The organism is Mesorhizobium sp. B3-2-1, assembly GCF_006439515.1.
Classification (GTDB): Bacteria; Pseudomonadota; Alphaproteobacteria; order Rhizobiales; family Rhizobiaceae; genus Mesorhizobium.
In genome coordinates this window covers 59,160-78,186 of sequence record NZ_VFTI01000017.1, presented here as the reverse complement: position 1 = coordinate 78,186, position 19,027 = coordinate 59,160, and the positions used below count along the sequence as shown (strand labels likewise).

At 63.5% G+C, this 19,027-nt stretch carries 13 protein-coding genes; 3 read left to right on the top strand and 10 right to left on the bottom strand.

The window, feature by feature from the left end:
* Positions 1-3 precede the first annotated feature (3 nt).
* The 10 genes from FJW08_RS18595 to FJW08_RS18550 all read right to left on the bottom strand — a co-directional run bounded on the left by FJW08_RS18595 (position 4) and on the right by FJW08_RS18550 (position 16,050).
* Positions 4-1,638: an alpha-glucosidase family protein gene (locus FJW08_RS18595; protein WP_140811801.1), complete on the bottom strand. Its 1,635-nt coding sequence runs from the start codon at positions 1,636-1,638 to the stop codon at positions 4-6.
* Positions 1,628-3,631 carry a glycogen debranching protein GlgX gene (glgX, locus tag FJW08_RS18590; RefSeq protein ID WP_140811800.1) on the bottom strand — a complete coding sequence of 668 codons (2,004 nt, stop codon included), beginning with the start codon at positions 3,629-3,631 and terminating at the stop codon, positions 1,628-1,630. The genes FJW08_RS18595 and glgX overlap by 11 nt, the downstream gene beginning before the upstream one ends.
* A gap of 55 nt (positions 3,632-3,686) precedes the next feature.
* Positions 3,687-5,315: an alpha-D-glucose phosphate-specific phosphoglucomutase gene (locus tag FJW08_RS18585; protein WP_140811799.1), complete on the bottom strand. Its 1,629-nt coding sequence runs from the start codon at positions 5,313-5,315 to the stop codon at positions 3,687-3,689.
* 3 nt (positions 5,316-5,318) lie between these two features.
* Positions 5,319-6,764 carry a glycogen synthase GlgA gene (glgA, locus tag FJW08_RS18580; RefSeq protein WP_140811846.1) on the bottom strand — a complete coding sequence of 482 codons (1,446 nt, stop codon included), beginning with the start codon at positions 6,762-6,764 and terminating at the stop codon, positions 5,319-5,321.
* Between the two features lie 78 nt (positions 6,765-6,842).
* On the bottom strand, positions 6,843-8,108 hold the full coding sequence (gene glgC / locus FJW08_RS18575; RefSeq protein WP_140763000.1) for a glucose-1-phosphate adenylyltransferase: 1,266 nt from the start codon (positions 8,106-8,108) through the stop codon (positions 6,843-6,845).
* A gap of 51 nt (positions 8,109-8,159) precedes the next feature.
* Positions 8,160-10,373: a 1,4-alpha-glucan branching protein GlgB gene (gene glgB / locus FJW08_RS18570; protein WP_140811798.1), complete on the bottom strand. Its 2,214-nt coding sequence runs from the start codon at positions 10,371-10,373 to the stop codon at positions 8,160-8,162.
* Positions 10,374-10,442: 69 nt separating this feature from the next.
* Positions 10,443-12,905, bottom strand: a complete 2,463-nt coding sequence (locus FJW08_RS18565) for a glycogen/starch/alpha-glucan phosphorylase (protein WP_140811797.1) — start codon at positions 12,903-12,905, stop codon at positions 10,443-10,445.
* A 132-nt stretch (positions 12,906-13,037) separates the two neighbouring features.
* Positions 13,038-13,820 (bottom strand): ATP-binding cassette domain-containing protein, encoded by a 783-nt coding sequence (locus FJW08_RS18560; protein WP_015318692.1) that lies wholly within the window; start codon positions 13,818-13,820, stop codon positions 13,038-13,040.
* Entirely contained in the window at positions 13,817-14,878 is a 1,062-nt protein-coding gene (locus FJW08_RS18555; protein WP_140763009.1) for an ABC transporter permease, read from the bottom strand. The genes FJW08_RS18560 and FJW08_RS18555 overlap by 4 nt, the downstream gene beginning before the upstream one ends.
* Positions 14,879-15,033: 155 nt before the next feature.
* A complete protein-coding gene (locus FJW08_RS18550; protein WP_181178761.1) occupies positions 15,034-16,050 on the bottom strand; it encodes a sugar ABC transporter substrate-binding protein in 1,017 nt (338 codons plus the stop codon).
* 229 nt (positions 16,051-16,279) lie between these two features.
* Here FJW08_RS18550 and FJW08_RS18545 point away from each other — a divergent pair, with 229 nt between their 5' ends.
* The 3 genes from FJW08_RS18545 to FJW08_RS18535 are packed head-to-tail and all read left to right on the top strand — an operon-like array spanning position 16,280 to position 18,874.
* The gene (locus FJW08_RS18545; protein ID WP_140763015.1) at positions 16,280-17,506 is read left to right on the top strand and encodes an ROK family transcriptional regulator; all 1,227 of its coding nucleotides are present in this window, start codon (positions 16,280-16,282) and stop codon (positions 17,504-17,506) included.
* A 1-nt stretch (position 17,507) separates the two neighbouring features.
* Positions 17,508-17,954, top strand: a complete 447-nt coding sequence (locus FJW08_RS18540) for an RbsD/FucU domain-containing protein (protein WP_140763018.1) — start codon at positions 17,508-17,510, stop codon at positions 17,952-17,954.
* Entirely contained in the window at positions 17,951-18,874 is a 924-nt protein-coding gene (locus tag FJW08_RS18535; protein WP_140811796.1) for a carbohydrate kinase, read from the top strand. The genes FJW08_RS18540 and FJW08_RS18535 overlap by 4 nt, the downstream gene beginning before the upstream one ends.
* The last annotated feature ends 153 nt before the right edge of the window (positions 18,875-19,027 follow it).

Below are 19,027 nucleotides of genomic sequence, written 5' to 3'. Positions count from 1 at the left end.
CAATCAGTCGAGCCGACCGAGGAAGCAGCCGAGAGCCGGCAGCGAGAGCGCGTTTTCCTCGACGGAAGTGGTCCCGCCCAGGACGGCCGCGACAGTTCCGATATCCTCAGGCAACGGCCAAGTCGCCGGCTCTCCGGCGAAATTGAAGACACAGAGCAGCCTTTCTCCGCCACCCTCGCGGATGAAGGCGAGCACGTCGCCCTCGGTGTCGAGAAAGCTGATCGATCCACCGACCAGCGCAGGGTGCTGTTTACGCAAAGCGAGCGCCGAGCGGTAGGCCGACAGCACCGATTGCTCCTCGCCGTTCTGCACATCGACCGCGCGGGCGCGATGGCTTGCCGGCACAGGCAGCCAGGGTTTTGCGGTGGAAAAGCCCGCATTGTCGGCCCCTGCCTCCCAGACCATCGGCGTGCGGCAGCCATCCCTGCCCTTCACGCCGGGCCAGAAACGGATGCCGACGGGGTCGCGCAGATCCTGGTAGGCAAGCTCCGCTTCCTCAAGGCCGAGCTCCTCGCCCTGATAGAGGCAGATCGAACCGCGCAGGCAGGCGAGCAGCATGATCGAGAATCTGGCCATAAGGTCGGGATCGCCACCTGGGCGCATCCAGCGGCTGACATGGCGCACCACGTCATGGTTGGAGAATGCCCAGCAGACCCAGCCGTCGGCAACCGCGCTTTCGAAGGCCTCGACACAGCCGCGTACATGCGCCGCCGAAAACTGCGAACCGAGCAGGTCGAAAGTGTAGCTCATCTGAAGCTTGTCGCCGCCGGAGGTGTAGGCGGCGAGCGTCTGCAGCGAGCGGCCTTCATCGCCGATCTCGCCGACGGCGGCGCGGTCGCCATATTCGTCGAGCAGCGCCCGGAAACGCTTGAGGAACGCCAGGTTTTCCGGCTGCGTCTTGTCGAACAGATGCTCCTGATAGAGGTAGGTATTGGTCTCCGTATTGGTGCCGGCAACGCTCGAAGCCAAGGGCGGATTGCTGCGCAGCCAGCGGTCGTGGACATAATAATTGACCGTGTCGAGCCGGAAGCCGTCGACACCGCGCTCCAGCCAGAACCGCACCGTGTCCAGCAACGCCTCCCGAACTTCCGGGTTGTGGAAATTGAGGTCCGGCTGCGAGGCGAGGAAATTGTGCATGTAGTATTGCCGGCGGGTCGCGTCCCACTCCCAGGACGGTCCCCCGAAAACCGACAGCCAATTGTTGGGCGCGCCGCCGTCCGGCCTGGCGTCGGCCCAGACGTACCAGTCGGCCTTGGCATTATCGCGGCTGGCGCGGCTTTCGATGAACCATTCATGCTTGTCGGATGAATGCGACAGCACCTGGTCGATGACGATCTTCAGGCCGAGCCTGTGCGCTTCGGCAACCAGCGCGTCGAAATCCGCCAACGTGCCGAACATCGGGTCGACGTCGCGATAGTCCGATACATCATAGCCCATGTCGGCCATCGGCGACTTGAAAAAGGGCGACAGCCAGACGGCATCGACGCCGAGCGAAGCGATATGGGCGAGCCTCGACGTGATGCCGCCGAGATCGCCGCTACCATCGCCGGTGGTGTCCTGGAAAGAGCGCGGATAGACTTGGTAGATGACGCACCCTCGCCACCACTCGGCTCCCTGCTCCACATTCTCACCGGTCATCAAAAACCCTCCTTGCGCCGCCGTTTCCGGTCCGGCGCTCGATCATGAAATTGACGCTGCGGCCCGGCAGCGGGCGCAGGAGGTCGATCGCCTGCGTCTCGATTGCCGGGCGCCACCGGAAGCCATCCCGCGCCGGCAAAGTGAAGACGCATTGGCGGCGGTCGCCATTGATCATGACGGCAAGCCTGCCATCCTCGCCGCCAAGCAGCATGACGAGGCGATGCCGGCTGGAGTCGTTCCAGCCGCTCTCGTTGAGCGGCGCACCGATCTCGGTCAGCCAGGCGACGTCGGGAACGCCCGAAGCCTCGGGTTCTCCGGTCAGGAAACGTGTGTCCGACAGTGCCGGCACCGCCTGTCGAAGTGCCGCGAGCGCCGACGCGTAACGCTCCAGTGCCTGGTCGCGGCCTGCCCAGTCGAGCCAGGTGATGGCATTGTCCTGCGCATAGGCGTTGTTGTTGCCCTTCTGGGTGCGGCCGAATTCATCGCCTGCGGTCAGCATGATGGTGCCGCGCGAGGCGAACAGCGTGGCGAGCAAGGCGCACTGGTCGTCGAAACGGGCCTCGATGATTGCCGCGTCGTCCGTCTCGCCTTCGGCGCCATCGTTCCAGGACAGGTTTTCATTATGGCCGTCGCGGTTCTGCTCGCCATTCGCCCCATTGTGCTTGCGCTCATAGGCGACGATATCAGCCAGCGCCATGCCGTCGTGGGCGGCGATGAAGTTCACGCTGCGGCTTGCCGGTTCCCCTGCTCCTTTGAACACATCGGACGAACCGGCTAGGCGCGTGGCGAGAGCACCGACCATGCCGGCATCGCCGCGCCAGAAACGTCTGACATCGTCCCGGTAGCGATCGTTCCACTCGAGGAATGGGGGCCGGAAATTGCCCAGTTGATAGCCGTTTGCCCCGATATCCCAAGGCTCGGCGATCAGCACGCGATCGCAAAGCAGCGGATCATGGGTGATGGCCCGCAGCAGCGGCGCTTCCGGATCGAAGGCGCCATCGACCCGGCCCAGCACCGGGGCCAGATCGAACCGGAAGCCGCCGACGCCGGCCTGGCGCACGAAATGACGGAGTGTGTCGAGCACCATTTCCCGCACCATCGGATGGTCGCAGGCGATGGTGTTGCCGGTCCCAGTATCATTGACCAACCCACCATCCGGCCGGTGCCGATAGTAGGCCTGGTTGTCGAGGCCGCGTAGCGAGAGCGTCGGCCCCAGCCTGTCGCTTTCGCCGGTGTGGTTGAAGACGAGGTCGAGAATGGTGGCGATGCCGGCCCGGCGCAGCGCGGCGACCGTGTCCTGCAATTCCGTCAGGCCGCCGGGCGCGAGGCGTGGGTCGAGTGCCATGAAGGTGACGGGATTGTAGCCCCAGGCGTTGCTCAAGCCCAGCGGCGGCAGATGCCGCTCGTCGATCGAAGCCGTCACCGGCATCAGTTCAACGGCGGAGACGCAGAGCCTTTGCAGATGCTCGATGATGGCCGGATGGGCAAGTGCGGCGATCGTACCGCGCTGTTCTTCCGGCACATCCGGGTGGAGCTTGGTGAAGGCGCGGACATTCAGTTCGTAGATCAGACCGCCCGGACGAAACAGCGGCGGCAGGATCGGTGGAGCCGTGGGCAAGGCCCTGGCCACGGTCTTGGGCATCAGCGACGCGGTGTCGGCGCCCTCATAGCGCCGCGCGGCCAGCCGCCAGTGATAGGCGTAGGGCCGGTCGATTTCGACGGCGTAAGGATCGGTCAGCAGCTTGTCGGGGTCGAACCACAGCCCACGCTCGGGTGCATAGTCGCCATCGGCACGCAGGCCATAGCGCACGCCCGCGGTCAGGCCGGAGACGAAGAGTGCGTGCACGCCGTCGCCTTCCGGCTTCAGCTCCAGGCGATCGTGTTCGCGATTTCCGTGCTCGTCGAAGATCGAAACCCAGAGGCGACGGGCCGACGAGGACCATGCGGCGAAGCGGATGCCTTCGGGGGTGATGGTGGCGCCGAGCGACGTCATGCGCGCGCCTTCCCTTCTCCCGTTGTGGGAGAAGGGAAGGCCTCATCCACCGCTCTCAAGTAATCACGCTGGGCTTGTTGCGGCCGGTGTGGCCCTTGATCCCGGCAATGTCGTCGGCGGCGGCGATGAGATCGGCGAGCGCCTCCTGTGTGTCGAGATCGTGCCTCGACTTATCCGGCTCGTAGCGCTCGATGTAGACGCGCAGGGTCGCGCCTGACGTACCGGTGCCCGAAAGCCGGAAGACGACGCGTGAGCCGCCTTCGAACAACACCCTTATGCCCTGGTGCTCGCTCGTCGAGCCGTCGACCGGGTCGTGATAGGCAAAATCGTCGGCGTTGGCGATCTTCAGGCCACGAACGCTGGTTCCCGGCAGCGAGCCGAGCTTGGCCCTGAGGTCGTCGACCAGCGCATTGGCGCGCTCACTCTCGACCTCCTCATAGTCGTGCCGCGAATAGTAGTTGCGCCCATAGGCCGCCCAGTGCTCGGTGACGACCTGCTTGCAGCTTTCGCCGCGTGCGGCCAGGATGTTGAGCCACAGGAGCACCGCCCACAGACCGTCCTTTTCGCGGACATGGTTGGAGCCGGTGCCGGCACTCTCTTCGCCGCAGATCGTCGCCATGCCGGCGTCGAGCAAATTGCCGAAGAACTTCCAGCCGGTCGGCGTCTCGTACATGCCGATACCGAGCTTGTGGGCAACGCGGTCGGCGGCACCGCTGGTCGGCATCGAACGGGCGATGCCTTTCAGCCCGTCCTTGTAGCCCGGCGCCAGGTGGGCATTGGCGGCGAGCATGGCGACCGAATCCGACGGGGTGACGAAAATACCCTTGCCGATGATCAAGTTGCGGTCGCCGTCACCATCGGATGCAGCGCCGAAATCCGGCGCATCCGGTCCCATCATCTCGTCATAGAGGTGCTTGGCATGGACCAGGTTGGGATCGGGGTGATGACCGCCGAAATCCGGCAACGGCTTGAAATTGCGGCAGGTGCCGTTCGGTGCGCCGAGGCGGTTCTCGAGGATTTCCTTGGCGTAGGGTCCGGTCACCGCATGCATGGCGTCGAAGCGCATGCGAAAGCCCGACTTGAACAGTTTGCGCAGCGCATCGAAATCGAACAGGCTCTCCATCAGCTCGGCATAGTCGGTGACCGGATCGATGATCTCGACGGTCATGCCCGCAGCCTTGACGGTCCCGACCGTATCGATGTCGATCGGATCGATGTCGGCGATCTTGAAACTCGATATCGCCTTGGTCTTGGCGAAGATGGCGTCGGTCAGCTTTTCAGGCGCCGGGCCGCCATTGCCGGCATTGTACTTGATGCCGAAGTCCTCATGCGGGCCGCCGGGATTGTGGCTGGCCGACAGGATGATGCCGCCGAAGGTCTTGTATTTGCGGATGACATGCGAAGCGGCCGGCGTCGACAGGATCCCGCCCTGCCCGACCATCACCTTGCCGAAACCGTTGGCTGCGGCCATGGCAATGGCCTTCTGGATGACCTCGCGGTTGTAGTAGCGGCCGTCGCCGCCGATCACCAGGGTCTTGCCGGCAAATCCGTCGAGCGCGTCGAAGATCGACTGGATGAAGTTCTCGGCATAGTGCTCCTGCTGGAACACCGGCACCTTCTTGCGCAGTCCCGACGTGCCGGGCTTCTGGTCGGAATAGGGCTTGGTGGGGACGGTGCGTATCATGCTTCAGGCAACCCTTTTCGAAAGCAGCAGGCGATAGAGTTCGACGTATTTTTCGGCGCTTCGATCCCACGACACATCGCTCTTCATGCCTTGGCGCTGGATGGTCTCGAAGGTTGCTGAACTGCCGTAGGCGTCGGCCAGCCGGCGGATGGCGTGGAGCAGCGCGCCGCCATTGTTGGGCGCAAACTGGAACCCGGTCGCCACGCCGGCGCCAAACGCTGCTTCATTGGCATCGATGATGGTGTCGGCGAGGCCGCCGGTGCGGGCGACGACCGGCACGCAGCCATAGCGCAGGCCGTAAAGCTGAGTCAGTCCGCAAGGTTCGAAGCGCGAGGGAATAACGATGGCGTCGCACCCGCCCTGCATGATGTGCGACAGCCCCTCATCATAGCCGACGACCACGCCGATGCGGCCACGGTGGCGTGCGGCCGCGGCCAGCAGCGCGCCTTCGAGGCCGGCGTCGCCCGAGCCGAGGATTGCCAGCCTGGCACCAGTCGCGACGATGCCGTCGACGACCGTCGCCAATATGTCCATGCCCTTCTGCCAGGTCAGCCGGCTGACGACACAGACAATCGGGCTGCCGTCGCGGTCGAGGCCGAAACGGTCCTCGACGGCGGCCCTGTTGGGCGCGCGAGCCTTCAACGTTTCGGCCGTATAGGTCGATACCAGATGCTTGTCGGTTGCCGGATCCCAGATGGCGGTGTCGATGCCATTGACGATGCCATGGAGATCGCTTGAACGCATGTTGATGAGACCGTCGAGGCCCATGCCGAATTCCGGCGAACGGATTTCCTGCGCATAGGTCGGGCTCACGGTGGTGATCGCCCAGGCGGCCTGCAGGCCAGCCTTGAGGAAGCCGACACCGCCATAATATTCGACGCCGTCGAGTGCCATCGCCGCGGCCGGCAGGCCGAGCTCGCCGAAGATGCCGGCGCCGAACTGGCCCTGGAAGGCGAGATTGTGGACGGTCATCATCGACGGTATGCCAACGGCTTTGCCGTAGCGCATATAAGCCAGCGTCATCGCCGACTGCCAGTCATGGGCATGGACGATGTCAGGCAGGTAGCCCGATATGGCGCCGCCGGCGATATCGGCGCCTGCCTGGCTCAGCGCCGCGAAGCGCCGCCAATTGTCCGGCCAATCGGCGCCCGAGGCGTTGCCATAGGGACCGCCGGGGCGGTCGAACAGATGCGGCGCGTCGAGCACGAACAGGTCGAGCCCGGCGACCTCGACGGCATGGACCGAGGCCTTGCCGCCCTGCAGCAATGGGTACTGGTAGACGGCCTTCTTTTTCTTGAAGGCGCCCATCACCATGGGAAAGCCCGGAACGAGCGTGCGCATGGTCACGCCCTTGGCCGCGAGGGCGATGGGCAGCGCGCCGGTTACGTCGGCAAGCCCGCCGGTCTTGATCAGCGGGAAGATTTCGGGCGTGACCGACAGAACATGCATGCGCTTAACGATCCGCTCCTGGTCCATGTCGCCCGGAACCGCGCAGCGGCTTTGGGACTGCGACATGCACAAAACACCCTAAAGTGACAGCTTGTTGATCATGTCCTGTGTGATCAGGCAGATACCCTTTTCCGAAACGCGGAAGCGCTTGGCATCGAGCGCGGGATCTTCGCCGACCACCAGCCCCTCCGGTATCCTTACACCGTGGTCGATGACGACGCGCTTCAACTTTGCGTTCCGGCCGACATGAACGTCGGGCAGCATGACAACCTCTTCCAGCGTCGAATAGGAATTGATGCGCGCGCCGGTGAAGATCAGGCTCTTCTTCAGCGAGGCGCCCGAGACGATGCAATCGCCCGAAACCAGTGACGACACGGCGGAACCGCGCCTGCCGTCCTCGTCATGGACGAACTTTGCCGGCGGCTTCAGTTCGGCATAGGTCCAGATCGGCCAGTCGCGGTCGTAGAGGTCGAGTTCGGGCGTCACGTCGGTCAGATCGATATTGGCCTCCCAGTAGGCATCGACCGTGCCGACATCGCGCCAGTAGGCCTCGTTCTCGGCCGTAGAACGCACGCAGGACTTGGTGAAGCGGTGCGCGATCGCCTTACCGTGCGTGACGATATAGGGGATGATGTCCTTGCCGAAATCGCGGCTGGAGCCCGGCTCGGCGGCGTCGCGGCGCAACTGTTCCATCAGGAACTTGGTCTTGAAGACGTAGATGCCCATCGAGGCCAAGGCGAATTCCGGATTACCCGGAATGCCGGGCGGATCGGCGGGCTTTTCGACGAAGGCGATGATGTTGTCCTTGGCATCGACATGCATGACGCCGAAGCCGGTCGCTTCCATGCGCGGCACTTCGAGGCAGCCGACCGTGACATCGGCGCCGGCATCGACATGCTGGCGCAGCATCATCTCGTAATCCATCTTGTAGATGTGATCGCCGGCCAGGATGACCATGTATTCGGGGCCATAGGCCTCGATGATGTCGATGTTCTGGTAGACGGCGTCCGCCGTGCCTTCATACCACTGCGTTTCCGACACGCGCTGGCTGGCCGGCAGGATGTCGAAGCTCTCGTTTCGTTCGGGCCGCAGGAAGTTCCAGCCGCGCTGCAGGTGGCGGATCAGCGAATGCGCCTTGTACTGGGTGGCGACGCCGAGGCGGCGGATGCCGGAGTTCAATGCATTGGAGAGCGCGAAATCGATGATGCGCGTCTTGCCGCCGAAGTAGACCGCCGGCTTGGCGCGCCGGTCGGTCAGTTCCTTGAGGCGGCTGCCGCGCCCGCCCGCCAACACATAGGCCATGGCGTCGCGGGCCAGCGGCTGGGTTCTTTTCAAGTCTGCCATTTATACCCTCCCAAGTTACTCGTCTTTATGCGTTGACCAGCCTTAACGAGTTCAGTCGGCGGCGAGTTCGAGCATGATCGTCGACAGCGGCGGCAGAAGCATCGTTGCCGAGATGCTCTTGCCCTCCGCCCTTGCCTCGACCATGCCGCCATTGCCCATGCCGGAGCCACCATATTCGGTAGCGTCGGTGTTGATGATCTCGCGCCACTTGCCGGCTGTCGGCAGCGGCACACGATAATTGTCGCGCGGCACCGGTGTGAAATTGGAGATGACGGCGACCGGATTGCCGCCGGGAGCGCTGCGCACCCAGGCGAAAACCGAGTTCTGGCTGTCGTCGACGATCAGCCAGGAAAACCCTTCCGCCTCGCAATCGCGGCCATGCAGGGCCGGTCGTGAACGGTAGAGATAGTTGAGATCGCGCACCGTCTGCCAGACGCCGCGATGCGGGCGGAAATCGAGCAGGTTCCAATCGAGCGCGCGCGCTTCGCTCCATTCGCGGCGCTGCGCGAATTCCTGGCCCATGAACAGCAGCTTCTTGCCGGGATAACCCCACATGAAGCCATAATAGGCACGCAAGGTCGCGAATTTCTGCCAGTCGTCGCCGGCCATCTTGCCCAGCAGCGTGCCTTTGCCGTGCACGACCTCGTCATGCGAGAGCGGCAGCACGAAATTCTCCGAGAAGGCGTAGGTCAGGCCGAAGGTGAGCTCATTGTGGTGGTGCTTGCGGAAAATCGGCTCCTTGGAAAAATACTCCAGCGTGTCGTGCATGAAGCCCATGTTCCACTTGAAGCCGAAGCCCAGCCCGCCTTCATGGACAGGCGCCGAGACCTTTGGCCATGAAGTCGATTCCTCGGCGATGGTCATGACGCCGGGATGGTGTCCGTAGAGCTCCTTGTTCATCTTCTGCAGGAAGCTGACCGCCTCGAGGTTTTCGCGCCCACCCTTTTCGTTGGGAATCCATTCACCCTGCTTGCGCGAATAGTCGAGGTAGAGCATCGAGGCGACCGCGTCGACGCGAAGACCGTCGACATGGTACTTTTCCGCCCAGAATAGCGCGTTGTTGACGAGAAACGACACCACCTCGCGGCGGCCGAAATTGTAGATCGCGGTGTTCCAGTCCGGGTGGAAGCCCTTGCGCGGGTCGGCATGCTCGTAGAGCGCGGTGCCGTCGAAATGGACCAGACCGTGCTCGTCTACAGGAAAATGCGCCGGCACCCAGTCGAGGATGACGCCGACGCCGGCACGGTGGGCGCCATCGACGAAGCGGGCAAAGCCGTCCGGATCGCCGAAGCGGGCCGATGGCGCGTAGAGGCCGGTGGTCTGGTAGCCCCAGGACGGGTCATAGGGATGCTCGGAGATCGGCAGGAATTCGATGTGGGTGAAACCGGTCTCGACCACATAGGGGATCAGCCGGTCGGCCAGTTCATCCCATGACAGGAAGGTGCCGTCGTCTCGAAGCTGCCACGAACCGGCGTGGACCTCGTAGATCGAGATGGCTTCGCGCCGAGGGTCGGCGTTGCGCCAGTAATTGCGATGTGCCTCGTCACCCCATGCATGCGCCGGCGGCACCGCGGTCACCGAGGCGGTTGCCGGGCGCAGTTCCGACTTGAAGGCGAACGGATCGGCCTTCAGCGGCAATCTCACGCCATCTGGACCTATGATCTCGTATTTATAGGGCCGGCCGGCACCGATATCGGGAATGAACAGCTCCCAGATGCCGGTGTCGCGGCGGTCGCGCATCGTATGCCGGCGTCCGTCCCAATCGTTGAAATCGCCGACCACCGAGACGCGCCTGGCATTTGGGGCCCACACCGCGAAATGCACGCCGGTGGCGCCCTCGTGCTCGATGACATGCGCGCCAAGCTTGTCGAACAGCCTGAGATGGGAACCCTCGGCGATGTAGTAATCGTCCATCGGCCCGAGCACCGGACCGAACGAATAGGGATCGGTCAGCCACCAGTCGCCGCCGGCATTGCGCGCGTGATAGCGGAGCGGCTGGCGCTTCCTGATCGACAGCTTGCCCTCGAAGAAACCGGCTTCGTCGCGCCTGGTCAATTCGCCTGCCTCGATGCCGGTCAGCGTGTAGGCGGTGACCGACTGCGCGTGCGGAACGAAGCAGCGCGCGAATAGGCTCTTGCCGGCTTCCTGGACACCGAGAACCGCAAAGGGATTGCCGTGCGTACCGGCGACAATCGCCTCAACATCGCTGGCTGGCGCCAGTCCGTCCGGCCCGCTTGTCGCAGCGGTCGCGCGCGGCTTCCTCATCAGGCGGTCGCCCTCCCCGGGCACCAAGTGTTTGTTTTTGCAGCCATCGTTGTGGCCTATGCAATCACATCAGACGGGCACGTTCCAGATTTCTTTCGCGTATTGGCGGATCGTGCGATCGGAGGAGAACCAGCCGACGCGGGCGACGTTGCGGATGGCGCGGGCGTACCAGTCCGGGCTGTTGCGCCAGACGGCGTCGACGTCGCGCTGGCAGGCGGCATAGGCGTCGAAATCCGCCGCGACCATGAACCAGTCGGTGTCGTAGAGGCCATTGATGAGGTCGCGGTAGCGATTGGGATCATCGGGCGAGAAGACGCCCGACGAAACCGCCGCGACCGCCTGCGCCAGTTCGGAGGATGCTTCGATGACGCCGCGCGGATTGTAGCCATTGTTGCGCCGCCCGGCGACCTCTTCGGTGGTCAGGCCGAAGATGAAGATGTTGTCGTCGCCGACATGCTCCTTGATCTCGACATTGGCACCGTCGAGCGTGCCGATGGTCAGCGCGCCGTTGAGCGCGAACTTCATGTTGCCGGTCCCCGACGCTTCCATGCCGGCAGTCGAGATCTGCTCGGACAGATCAGCGGCCGGCATCAGCACCTCGGCCAGGCTGACATTATAGTTCGGTACGAACACGACCTTCAGCAGGCCACGCACCGAAGGGTCACTGTTGATCACCCTGGCGACATCGTTGGCCAGTTTGATGATCAGCTTGGCGTTGTGGTAGCTGGGCGCGGCCTTGCCGCCGAAGAATTTCACGCGTGGCATCCAGTCGCGCTCGGGATGCGAGCGGATCTGGTCATAGAGCGCGATCGCTTCCAGGATGTTGAGGAGCTGGCGCTTGTATTCGTGGATGCGCTTGACCTGGATGTCGAAGAGCGCCGAAGGGTCGAGCCTGATGCCGAGGCGATCGGCGACCAGATTGGCAAGCCTCACCTTGTTCTGGCGCTTCACGGCGGCGAATTTTTCGCGGAAGGCAGAGTCGTCGGCGAGAGGATCGAGCCCCTTGATCGCCTCGATGTCATCCATGAAGCGGTCGCCGATCGCCTCGCGGGCAAGCGCGGTGAGGCCCGGATTGCACTGGATGAGCCAGCGCCGCGGCGTGATGCCGTTGGTCTTGTTGTTGATGCGGTCGGGATAGAGTTTGTGGAGGTCGGCGAAGACCGTCTCCTTCATCAACTCGGTGTGCAGCGCCGACACGCCGTTGATCGAATGCGAACCGACAAAGGCCAAATTGCCCATGCGCACCCGGCGGTCGCCATTCTCCTGGATCAACGAGATACGGCTGATCTGCTCGTCCGAGAACTGATCGGTGGCGCGGGCTTCGAGCAGCACCTGCGCGTTGATGGCGTAGACGATCTGCATGTGGCGCGGCAGGAGCCGCTCGAACAGCGGCACCGGCCAGCTTTCCAGCGCCTCGGGCAGCAGCGTGTGGTTGGTGTAACCGAAGGTGCGCTTCGTGATGTCCCAGGCGAGGTCGAAATCCATGCCGTGGACATCCATCAAGAGCCGCATAAGCTCTGGCACGGCGATCGCCGGATGGGTGTCGTTGAGGTGGATCGCCGCCTTGTCGGGCAGCGACCTGAGATCGCCATATTGGCTGAGATGCCGCTGCAGGATGTCCTGCAGCGAAGCGGTGGAGAAGAAATACTCCTGGCGCAGCCTTAGCTCCTGCCCCGCCATGTGGGAATCGGCTGGATAGAGCACCCGCGACAGCGCATCGGCCTTGTTGCTTTCGGCCAGCGCGCCGATGTGGTCGCCAGCGTTGAACTTGTCGAGCAGGATCGGGTCGATCGGCATGCCCGACCAAAGGCGCAGCGTGTTGACGCGCTTGGCCCGCCAGCCGGCCACGGGCGTGTCGTAGGCGACCGCCAGAACATGCTCCCTCGGTTTCCAGACGTGGCGTTCGAGGCGACCTTCCCTGGAGGTGATCGATTCGACCGAACCACCGAAGCCGACTTCGAAGGAGCGCTCGCGCCGCTCGAACTCCCACGGATTGCCGTGATCAAGCCAGGTCTCGGGCAGTTCGACCTGCCAGCCGTCATGGATTTCCTGACGGAACATGCCGTTGGCATAGCGGATGCCGTAGCCATGCGCGGGGATGTCGACGGTCGCCATGCTTTCCATGAAACAGGCGGCGAGCCGGCCAAGGCCGCCATTGCCAAGGGCGGCGTCCGGCTCGAGCGCCGCGATCAGGTCGAGATCGACGCCGAGCGACGACAGCGCCTCACGCATGTTCTCCATCAGGCCGAGATTGGAAAAGGCGTCGCGCATCAGACGCCCGATCAGGAATTCGAGCGAGAGGTAATAAACGCGCTTTTCCTTCTGGTCGTAGGCTTCCTTGGTCGCCTGCATCCAATGGTCGACGACGCGGTCGCGCACGACCTTGATCGAGGCGGTCAGCCAGTCGTACTGGGTCGCGACGGTGGTGTCCTTGCCGACCCGGTATTTGAGCGACATCAAGACTTCTTCGGCGAGCGTCTTGGGATCGGGATTGTCGAGAGCGGGGGCTTCGATCGTCATGCCGGATGTCATATCGCCTCTCGTTCGGTTAGCCTGATCATACCGGCTTTCACCGTTTCTCCCAGCCCATCCTAGTGCATTGCAGCATGTTTTCAATCGATTAGAGCACACCCCTGCCTGCTTACCCTGCGGCAACTTGGCAGTTCAGGCCGCCAATGCTGCCTCCGGGGGCGTTTTTGCCCCGGTCATGAAGGCAACGGCATCGGACATCGTGTATTGCTTGGGGTCGATGACGCACAGGCGACGGCCCAGACGGTGGATGTGGATACGGTCAGCCACCTCGAAGACGTGCGGCATGTTGTGCGAGATCAGCACGATCGGCAGGCCGCGCTTCTTCACGTCGAGGATCAGTTCGAGCACGCGGCGGCTCTCCTTGACCCCGAGTGCCGCCGTCGGTTCGTCCATGATGACCATTTTCGAGCCGAAAGCGGCGGCGCGGGCCACCGCCACGCCCTGGCGTTGGCCGCCCGACAGCGTCTCCACCGCCTGGCTGATGTTCTGGATGGTCATCAAGCCGAGTTCGGTGAGCTTGTCGCGGGCGCGCTTTTCCATTGCCGGACGGTCGAGCATGCGAAGCCACTGGCCGACGAAGCCGGGTTTTCGGATCTCGCGGCCGAGGAACATGTTGTCGGCGATCGACAGCGCCGGCGACAACGCGAGATTCTGGTAGACGGTTTCGATGCCGGCTTCGCGCGCTTCCATTGGCGATTTGAAGGAGACGGGTTTGCCTTCAAGCCGGATTTCGCCTTCGTCCGGCACGGCCGCGCCGGAAATCGCCTTGATGAGCGACGACTTGCCGGCGCCGTTGTCGCCGATGACGGCAAGGATTTCGCCGGGGTAAAGGTCGAAATCGGCATTGTCGAGAGCGGTGACGCGGCCATAGCGCTTGACCAGACCGCGCGCGGTGAGGATGGGTTCCTGGGTCATGCCGAAACCTTTCTGATCCATTGGTCGATGGCGACGGCGCCGATGATCAGCACGCCGGTGAGCAGCACTTTCCATTGCGGATCGGCGCCCAACATGTTGAGGCCCATCGAGACGACGCCGACGATCATCGCGCCGAACAAGGTGCCGAGGATGGAGCCGCGGCCGCCGAAGAGAGAAATACCGCCGATCACCGTCGCGGTGATGGCCTGCAGATTGTAGTCGGTGACGGCGGCGGACGGCGAGATCGAGCCGTTGCGGCCGATGGAGACCCAGGCCGCGAAAGCGGCGATCAGCCCGGCAAGGGCGTAGACCGTCATCAGCACCTTCTTGGTTTGGATGCCCGACAGCTTCGCCGCCTCCTGGTCGTCGCCGACGGCGTAGACATGACGGCCCCATGCGGTGTGGTTGAGCACGTACCAAAGAACCAGCACGAGCACGACCGTGGCAATGACACCGAGCGTCAGCACCGCGGTGCCGACCTTGAAGCTCAGGGCAAACAGATGCAGGAGCGGCGCCTGATTGTCGACGTCGGTGTCGCGGATCGTCTCATTGGCCGAATAGATGAAGTTCGTGGCCATGACGATGTTCCAGGTGCCAAGCGTCACGATGAAGGGCGGCAGTTTCATATAGGCGACCAGCAGCCCGTTCAGCAGCCCGCAAGCCGCACCGGCGGCGAGCCCGATCGCCACGGCGAGCACGCTCGGCATGCCGTAGCTGACCGCGCAATTGCCCATGATCACCGCCGAAATCACCATGATCACCCCGATCGACAGGTCGATGCCGGCAGTCAGGATGACCAGCGTCTGCGCGGCCCCGAGAATGCCGACGATGGCGATCTGCTGCAGGATCAGCGTCAGCGTGTAGGACGAGAAGAACCGTCCTCCAATCGCGATGCCGAAGATGATGACCGACAGAAGCAGCACGATCAGCGGCACCGCGGCCGGCGTCGAATGCAGAAAATGCTGGATGCGCTTGACGGCTGATTTGTGATCGTCGAAAGCGGCTACGCTTGTATCGCTGGCCGAGAGAACCTTCTCGAATTCTTGAGCTTGAGCCATGTTTCCTCCCCGTAGGGCTTCAGCCACGCGCTGACGCCGTCCACGCCTTCCGGTCTGCCGCCGGGATTATTCGCGTTTACAGTGATGCATCGTCCTCCCGATGCGGCCGGGGATCAAGCCCCCGGCCGATCGGTTTTGTTCCGGTCAGGCCAGTATCAGCCCCAGCACTTGGCGAGGCCTTCCTTGGTGTCGATGGACTTGACGCCCTTGGCCGGCTTGTCGGTGACGAGGTTGACGCCGGTGTCGAAGAAGTTCTTGCCCTCGGTCGGCTTCGGCTTGGTGCCGTCCTTGGCGAAGGCGGCGATCGCCTCGATGCCGAGTGCGGCCATCTGCAGCGGATATTGCTGCGAGGTGGCGCCGATGACGCCTTCGGCGACCGACTTCACGCCGGGGCAACCGCCGTCGACCGAGACGATCAGCACCTGGCTTTCGAGGCCGACGGCCTTGAGCGCCTGGTAGGCGCCGACCGCGGCCGGCTCGTTGATGGTGTGGATGACGTTGATGGTGTTGTCCTTCTGGAGAAGGTTTTCCATCGCCTTGCGGCCGCCTTCCTCGTTGCCGTTCGTCACATCATGACCGACGATGCGCGGATCGGTCTCATCGCCGATCTTGTTGGGGTCCTTCACGTCGATGCCGTAGCCCATCATGAAGCCCTGGTCGCGCAGAACGTCCACGGTCGGCTGCGAGGGGGTCAGGTCGAGGAAGCCGATCTTGGCGTCCTTAGCCTTGTCGCCCAGTGTAGCGGCCGCCCAGGCGCCAATCAGCTTGCCGGCCTCCAGATTGTCGGTGGCGAAGGTCGCGTCGGCGGCGTCGACCGGATCGAGCGGCGTATCCAGCGCAATCACAAGCAGGCCGGCATCGCGCGCCTTCTTCACCGTCGGCACGATGCCCTTGGTGTCGGAGGCGGTGATCAGAATACCCTTGGCGCCGTCGGCGATGCAGCTTTCGATCGCCGCCACCTGGCTCTCGCTGTCACCGTCGATCTTGCCGGCATAGGTCTTGAGATCGACGCCAAGTTCCTTGGCCTTGGCGGTCGCGCCCTCTTTCATCTTGACGAAGAACGGATTGGTGTCGGTCTTGGTGATCAGGCAGGCGCCGACGCCAGCGGCGGATGCGGACGAAGCGAACGCCATCAGACCCAGCGCGGCCGCCGCAAAAACGGTGGACTTCAACAATTTTGTATTGGTCACGATTTCCTCCCAGTGGAACATTTTCGAATGCCGGCCAACCGGCACCGTACGACATCCAAGCGACTTCTCCCAGCGCGGATGCCCGATCAAACAGACACCAGACCAAGGCATCTGTCAATAATTAAATCACTCTTATTTATTATTGACAGCCTTGCGTGCTTCACTCATTCTGGCCCAAAAGCATTGCCGGGGAAACGACGGGAGGAACAGGGTGGAGACCGCCACTGCGAGGCATGGTTCGCCCGAAGCGAATGAGAGCCTCATTCACCGCGGGACCAACCAGAGCGGCATGCGCGACCATAACGAGCGCCTGGTGCTTTCGCTGGTGCGCCAGCATGGCAGTCTGGCGAAGTCCGACATCGCCCGCATGACCGGACTTTCGGCGCAGACGGTCTCGGTCATCATGCGCGAACTGGAGGAAGAGAGCCTGCTCGTGCGCCAGGCGCCTTTGCGCGGCAAGATCGGCCAGCCCTCGATCCCCATGGCGCTCAACCCCGAAGGCGCCTTCTTCATCGGTCTCAAGATCGGCCGCCGCAGCGCCGAACTCGTGCTGATCGATTTCCTCGGGCAGGTGCGCGCGATGCTGCAGCATTCCTACCGCTACCCTGCCCCACGCGAGACGGTCGAGTTCGTCACAGCGGGCATGAAGACGATGCGTGGCGAGTTGACACCGACGCAGGACAAGCGCATTGCCGGACTCGGCATCGCCATGCCATTCGAACTGTGGAACTGGGCCGACACGGCCGGCGCGCCTCGCGACGTCATGGACGAATGGCGCCACCGCGACATCAGGGGCGACATCCAGGCGCAGTGCGATTTTCCGGTCTATCTGCAGAACGATGCCACCTCCGCCTGCGGCGCCGAACTGGTCTTCGGCCAGACGGGCGCGGCACGGGACTTCGTCTATTTCTACATCGGCGCCTTTGCCGGCGGCGGCATCGTGCTCAACGGCCGGCTCTTCGGCGGCCCCACCGGCAATGCCGGCGCGCTCGGCTCCATGCCCGTGCCCGGGCCAGATGGAAAGCCGACCCAGCTGATCGACGTGGCCTCGATCGCCATGCTCGAAAAAACACTCAACGCGCGTGGCGTCGAGGCGTCTTATCTGTGGACCTCACCCGAGGATTGGGGTGAGATCGGCGCCGAACTCGACGAGTGGATCGCCAGCGCCTCGCAGGCGCTTGCTTACGCCATCGTCGCAGCGTCCTCGGTCATCGATTTCGAGGCCGCGGTGATCGACGGCTGGATGCCGAAGGCCGTGCGCCACAGGCTGGTCGAGGCGGTGGTGACGGCAATCGCCGCGATCGACGGCGAAGGGCTGAAACTTCCGGCTGTCCGCGAGGGAAGCGTGGGCATCCATGCCCGGGCGCTCGGCGGCGCCAGCCTGCCGCTTTCCGAACGCTTCCTGATCGGTTCGACGACGATCTCCAGGAGCGCCTGAAATGCTGATCGGGATTCCGGCGCTGCTTGGTCCGGAGCTTCTGGCAACATTGCGCGCCATGGGCCATGGTGACGAGATTGCCCTCGTCGACGGGAACTATCCGGCGCAGGACCAGGCAAGGCGCCTCATCCGGACCGACGGCCATGCCCTCATTCCCGTACTCGACGCGGTACTTACGCTGCTTCCGGTCGACGATGTCGTTCCGGAGGCGCTGTTTCGCGCCTCGGTGAAAGGCGATCCGTCGCTTGCCGATCCTGTCCATCGTGAAATGGAGGCGATCTGCGCCAAACGCGCGCCGGGCCGCAAGGTGGTTGCGCTGGCCGGCGCCGACTTCTATGCACGGGTCAAATCTGCGCATGCCATCGTCGCGACAAGCGAGCCGCGGCTTTACGCCAACATCATCATCCGCAAGGGCGTGATCTATCCGCCGGAGACCAAGAAGCCATGATCCTCTGCTGCGGCGAAGCCTTGATCGACATGCTGCCGCGCACCACCACGCAGGGTGAGCCGGCCTTTGCTCCCTATGTCGGCGGCGCTGTCTTCAACACGGCGATCGCGCTCGGCCGGCTCGGCGCGCCGGCCGGCTTCTTCTCGGGCCTGTCGTCGGACCTGTTCGGCGGTCAGTTCAGGGAGGCGCTCGGGGCAAGCAAGGTCAGTTCAACCTACGCGCACACCTCGCCCCGGCCGACGACACTGGCCTTCGTGCGGCTGAACAACGGCCAGGCGACCTACACCTTCTATGACGAGAACACCGCCGGGCGCATGCTGACCATCGATGACCTGCCGCAACTCGGCGGCGAGATCGAGGCGATGCTGTTCGGCGCCATCAGCCTGATCTCGGAGCCGGCTGGCTCGGCCTATGAGGAATTCATGCGGCGCGAGCATGAGGCCCGAGTGATGATGCTCGATCCCAACATCCGGCCGAACTTCATCCCCGACAAGGCCAAGCACCTCGGACGCATCCGGGAGATGATGGCGATGGCCGACATCGTCAAACTGTCGGACGAAGACCTAAACTGGTTCGGCGAAGCCGGTTCGCACGAGGATGTCGTGCGCAATTGGCTCGACCGCGGCCCGAAGCTGATCGTCGTCACGCATGGCAGCGAAGGTGCCGTTGGCTACAGCAAGCAACACCGTGTCACAGTCATGCCGGAGACGGTGAAGGTGGTGGACACCGTCGGCGCCGGAGACACGTTCAACGCCGGCATCCTTGCCTCCCTGCATGAGCAAGGCCTGTTGACGAAGGCCGCGATTTCCGGCCTGTCCGAAGATGCCATCCGCAAGGCCTTGGCGCTCGGCGCCAAGGCGGCGGCCGTGACGGTATCACGAGCCGGCGCCAATCCGCCCTGGCGGCACGAGATCGGCTGATCGACTCTCCAGCGCGATCACTTTATGTTTCGATGCGCCGGAAAACCGCGATAAAAATGGCCTGAATTGCACCGCCAATCCCGGATTCCGGGCTTTTTGGGGCAATGCGCCGGCGAAACACGGTAACGGGCTGCGACACTTGCACCCGATGCC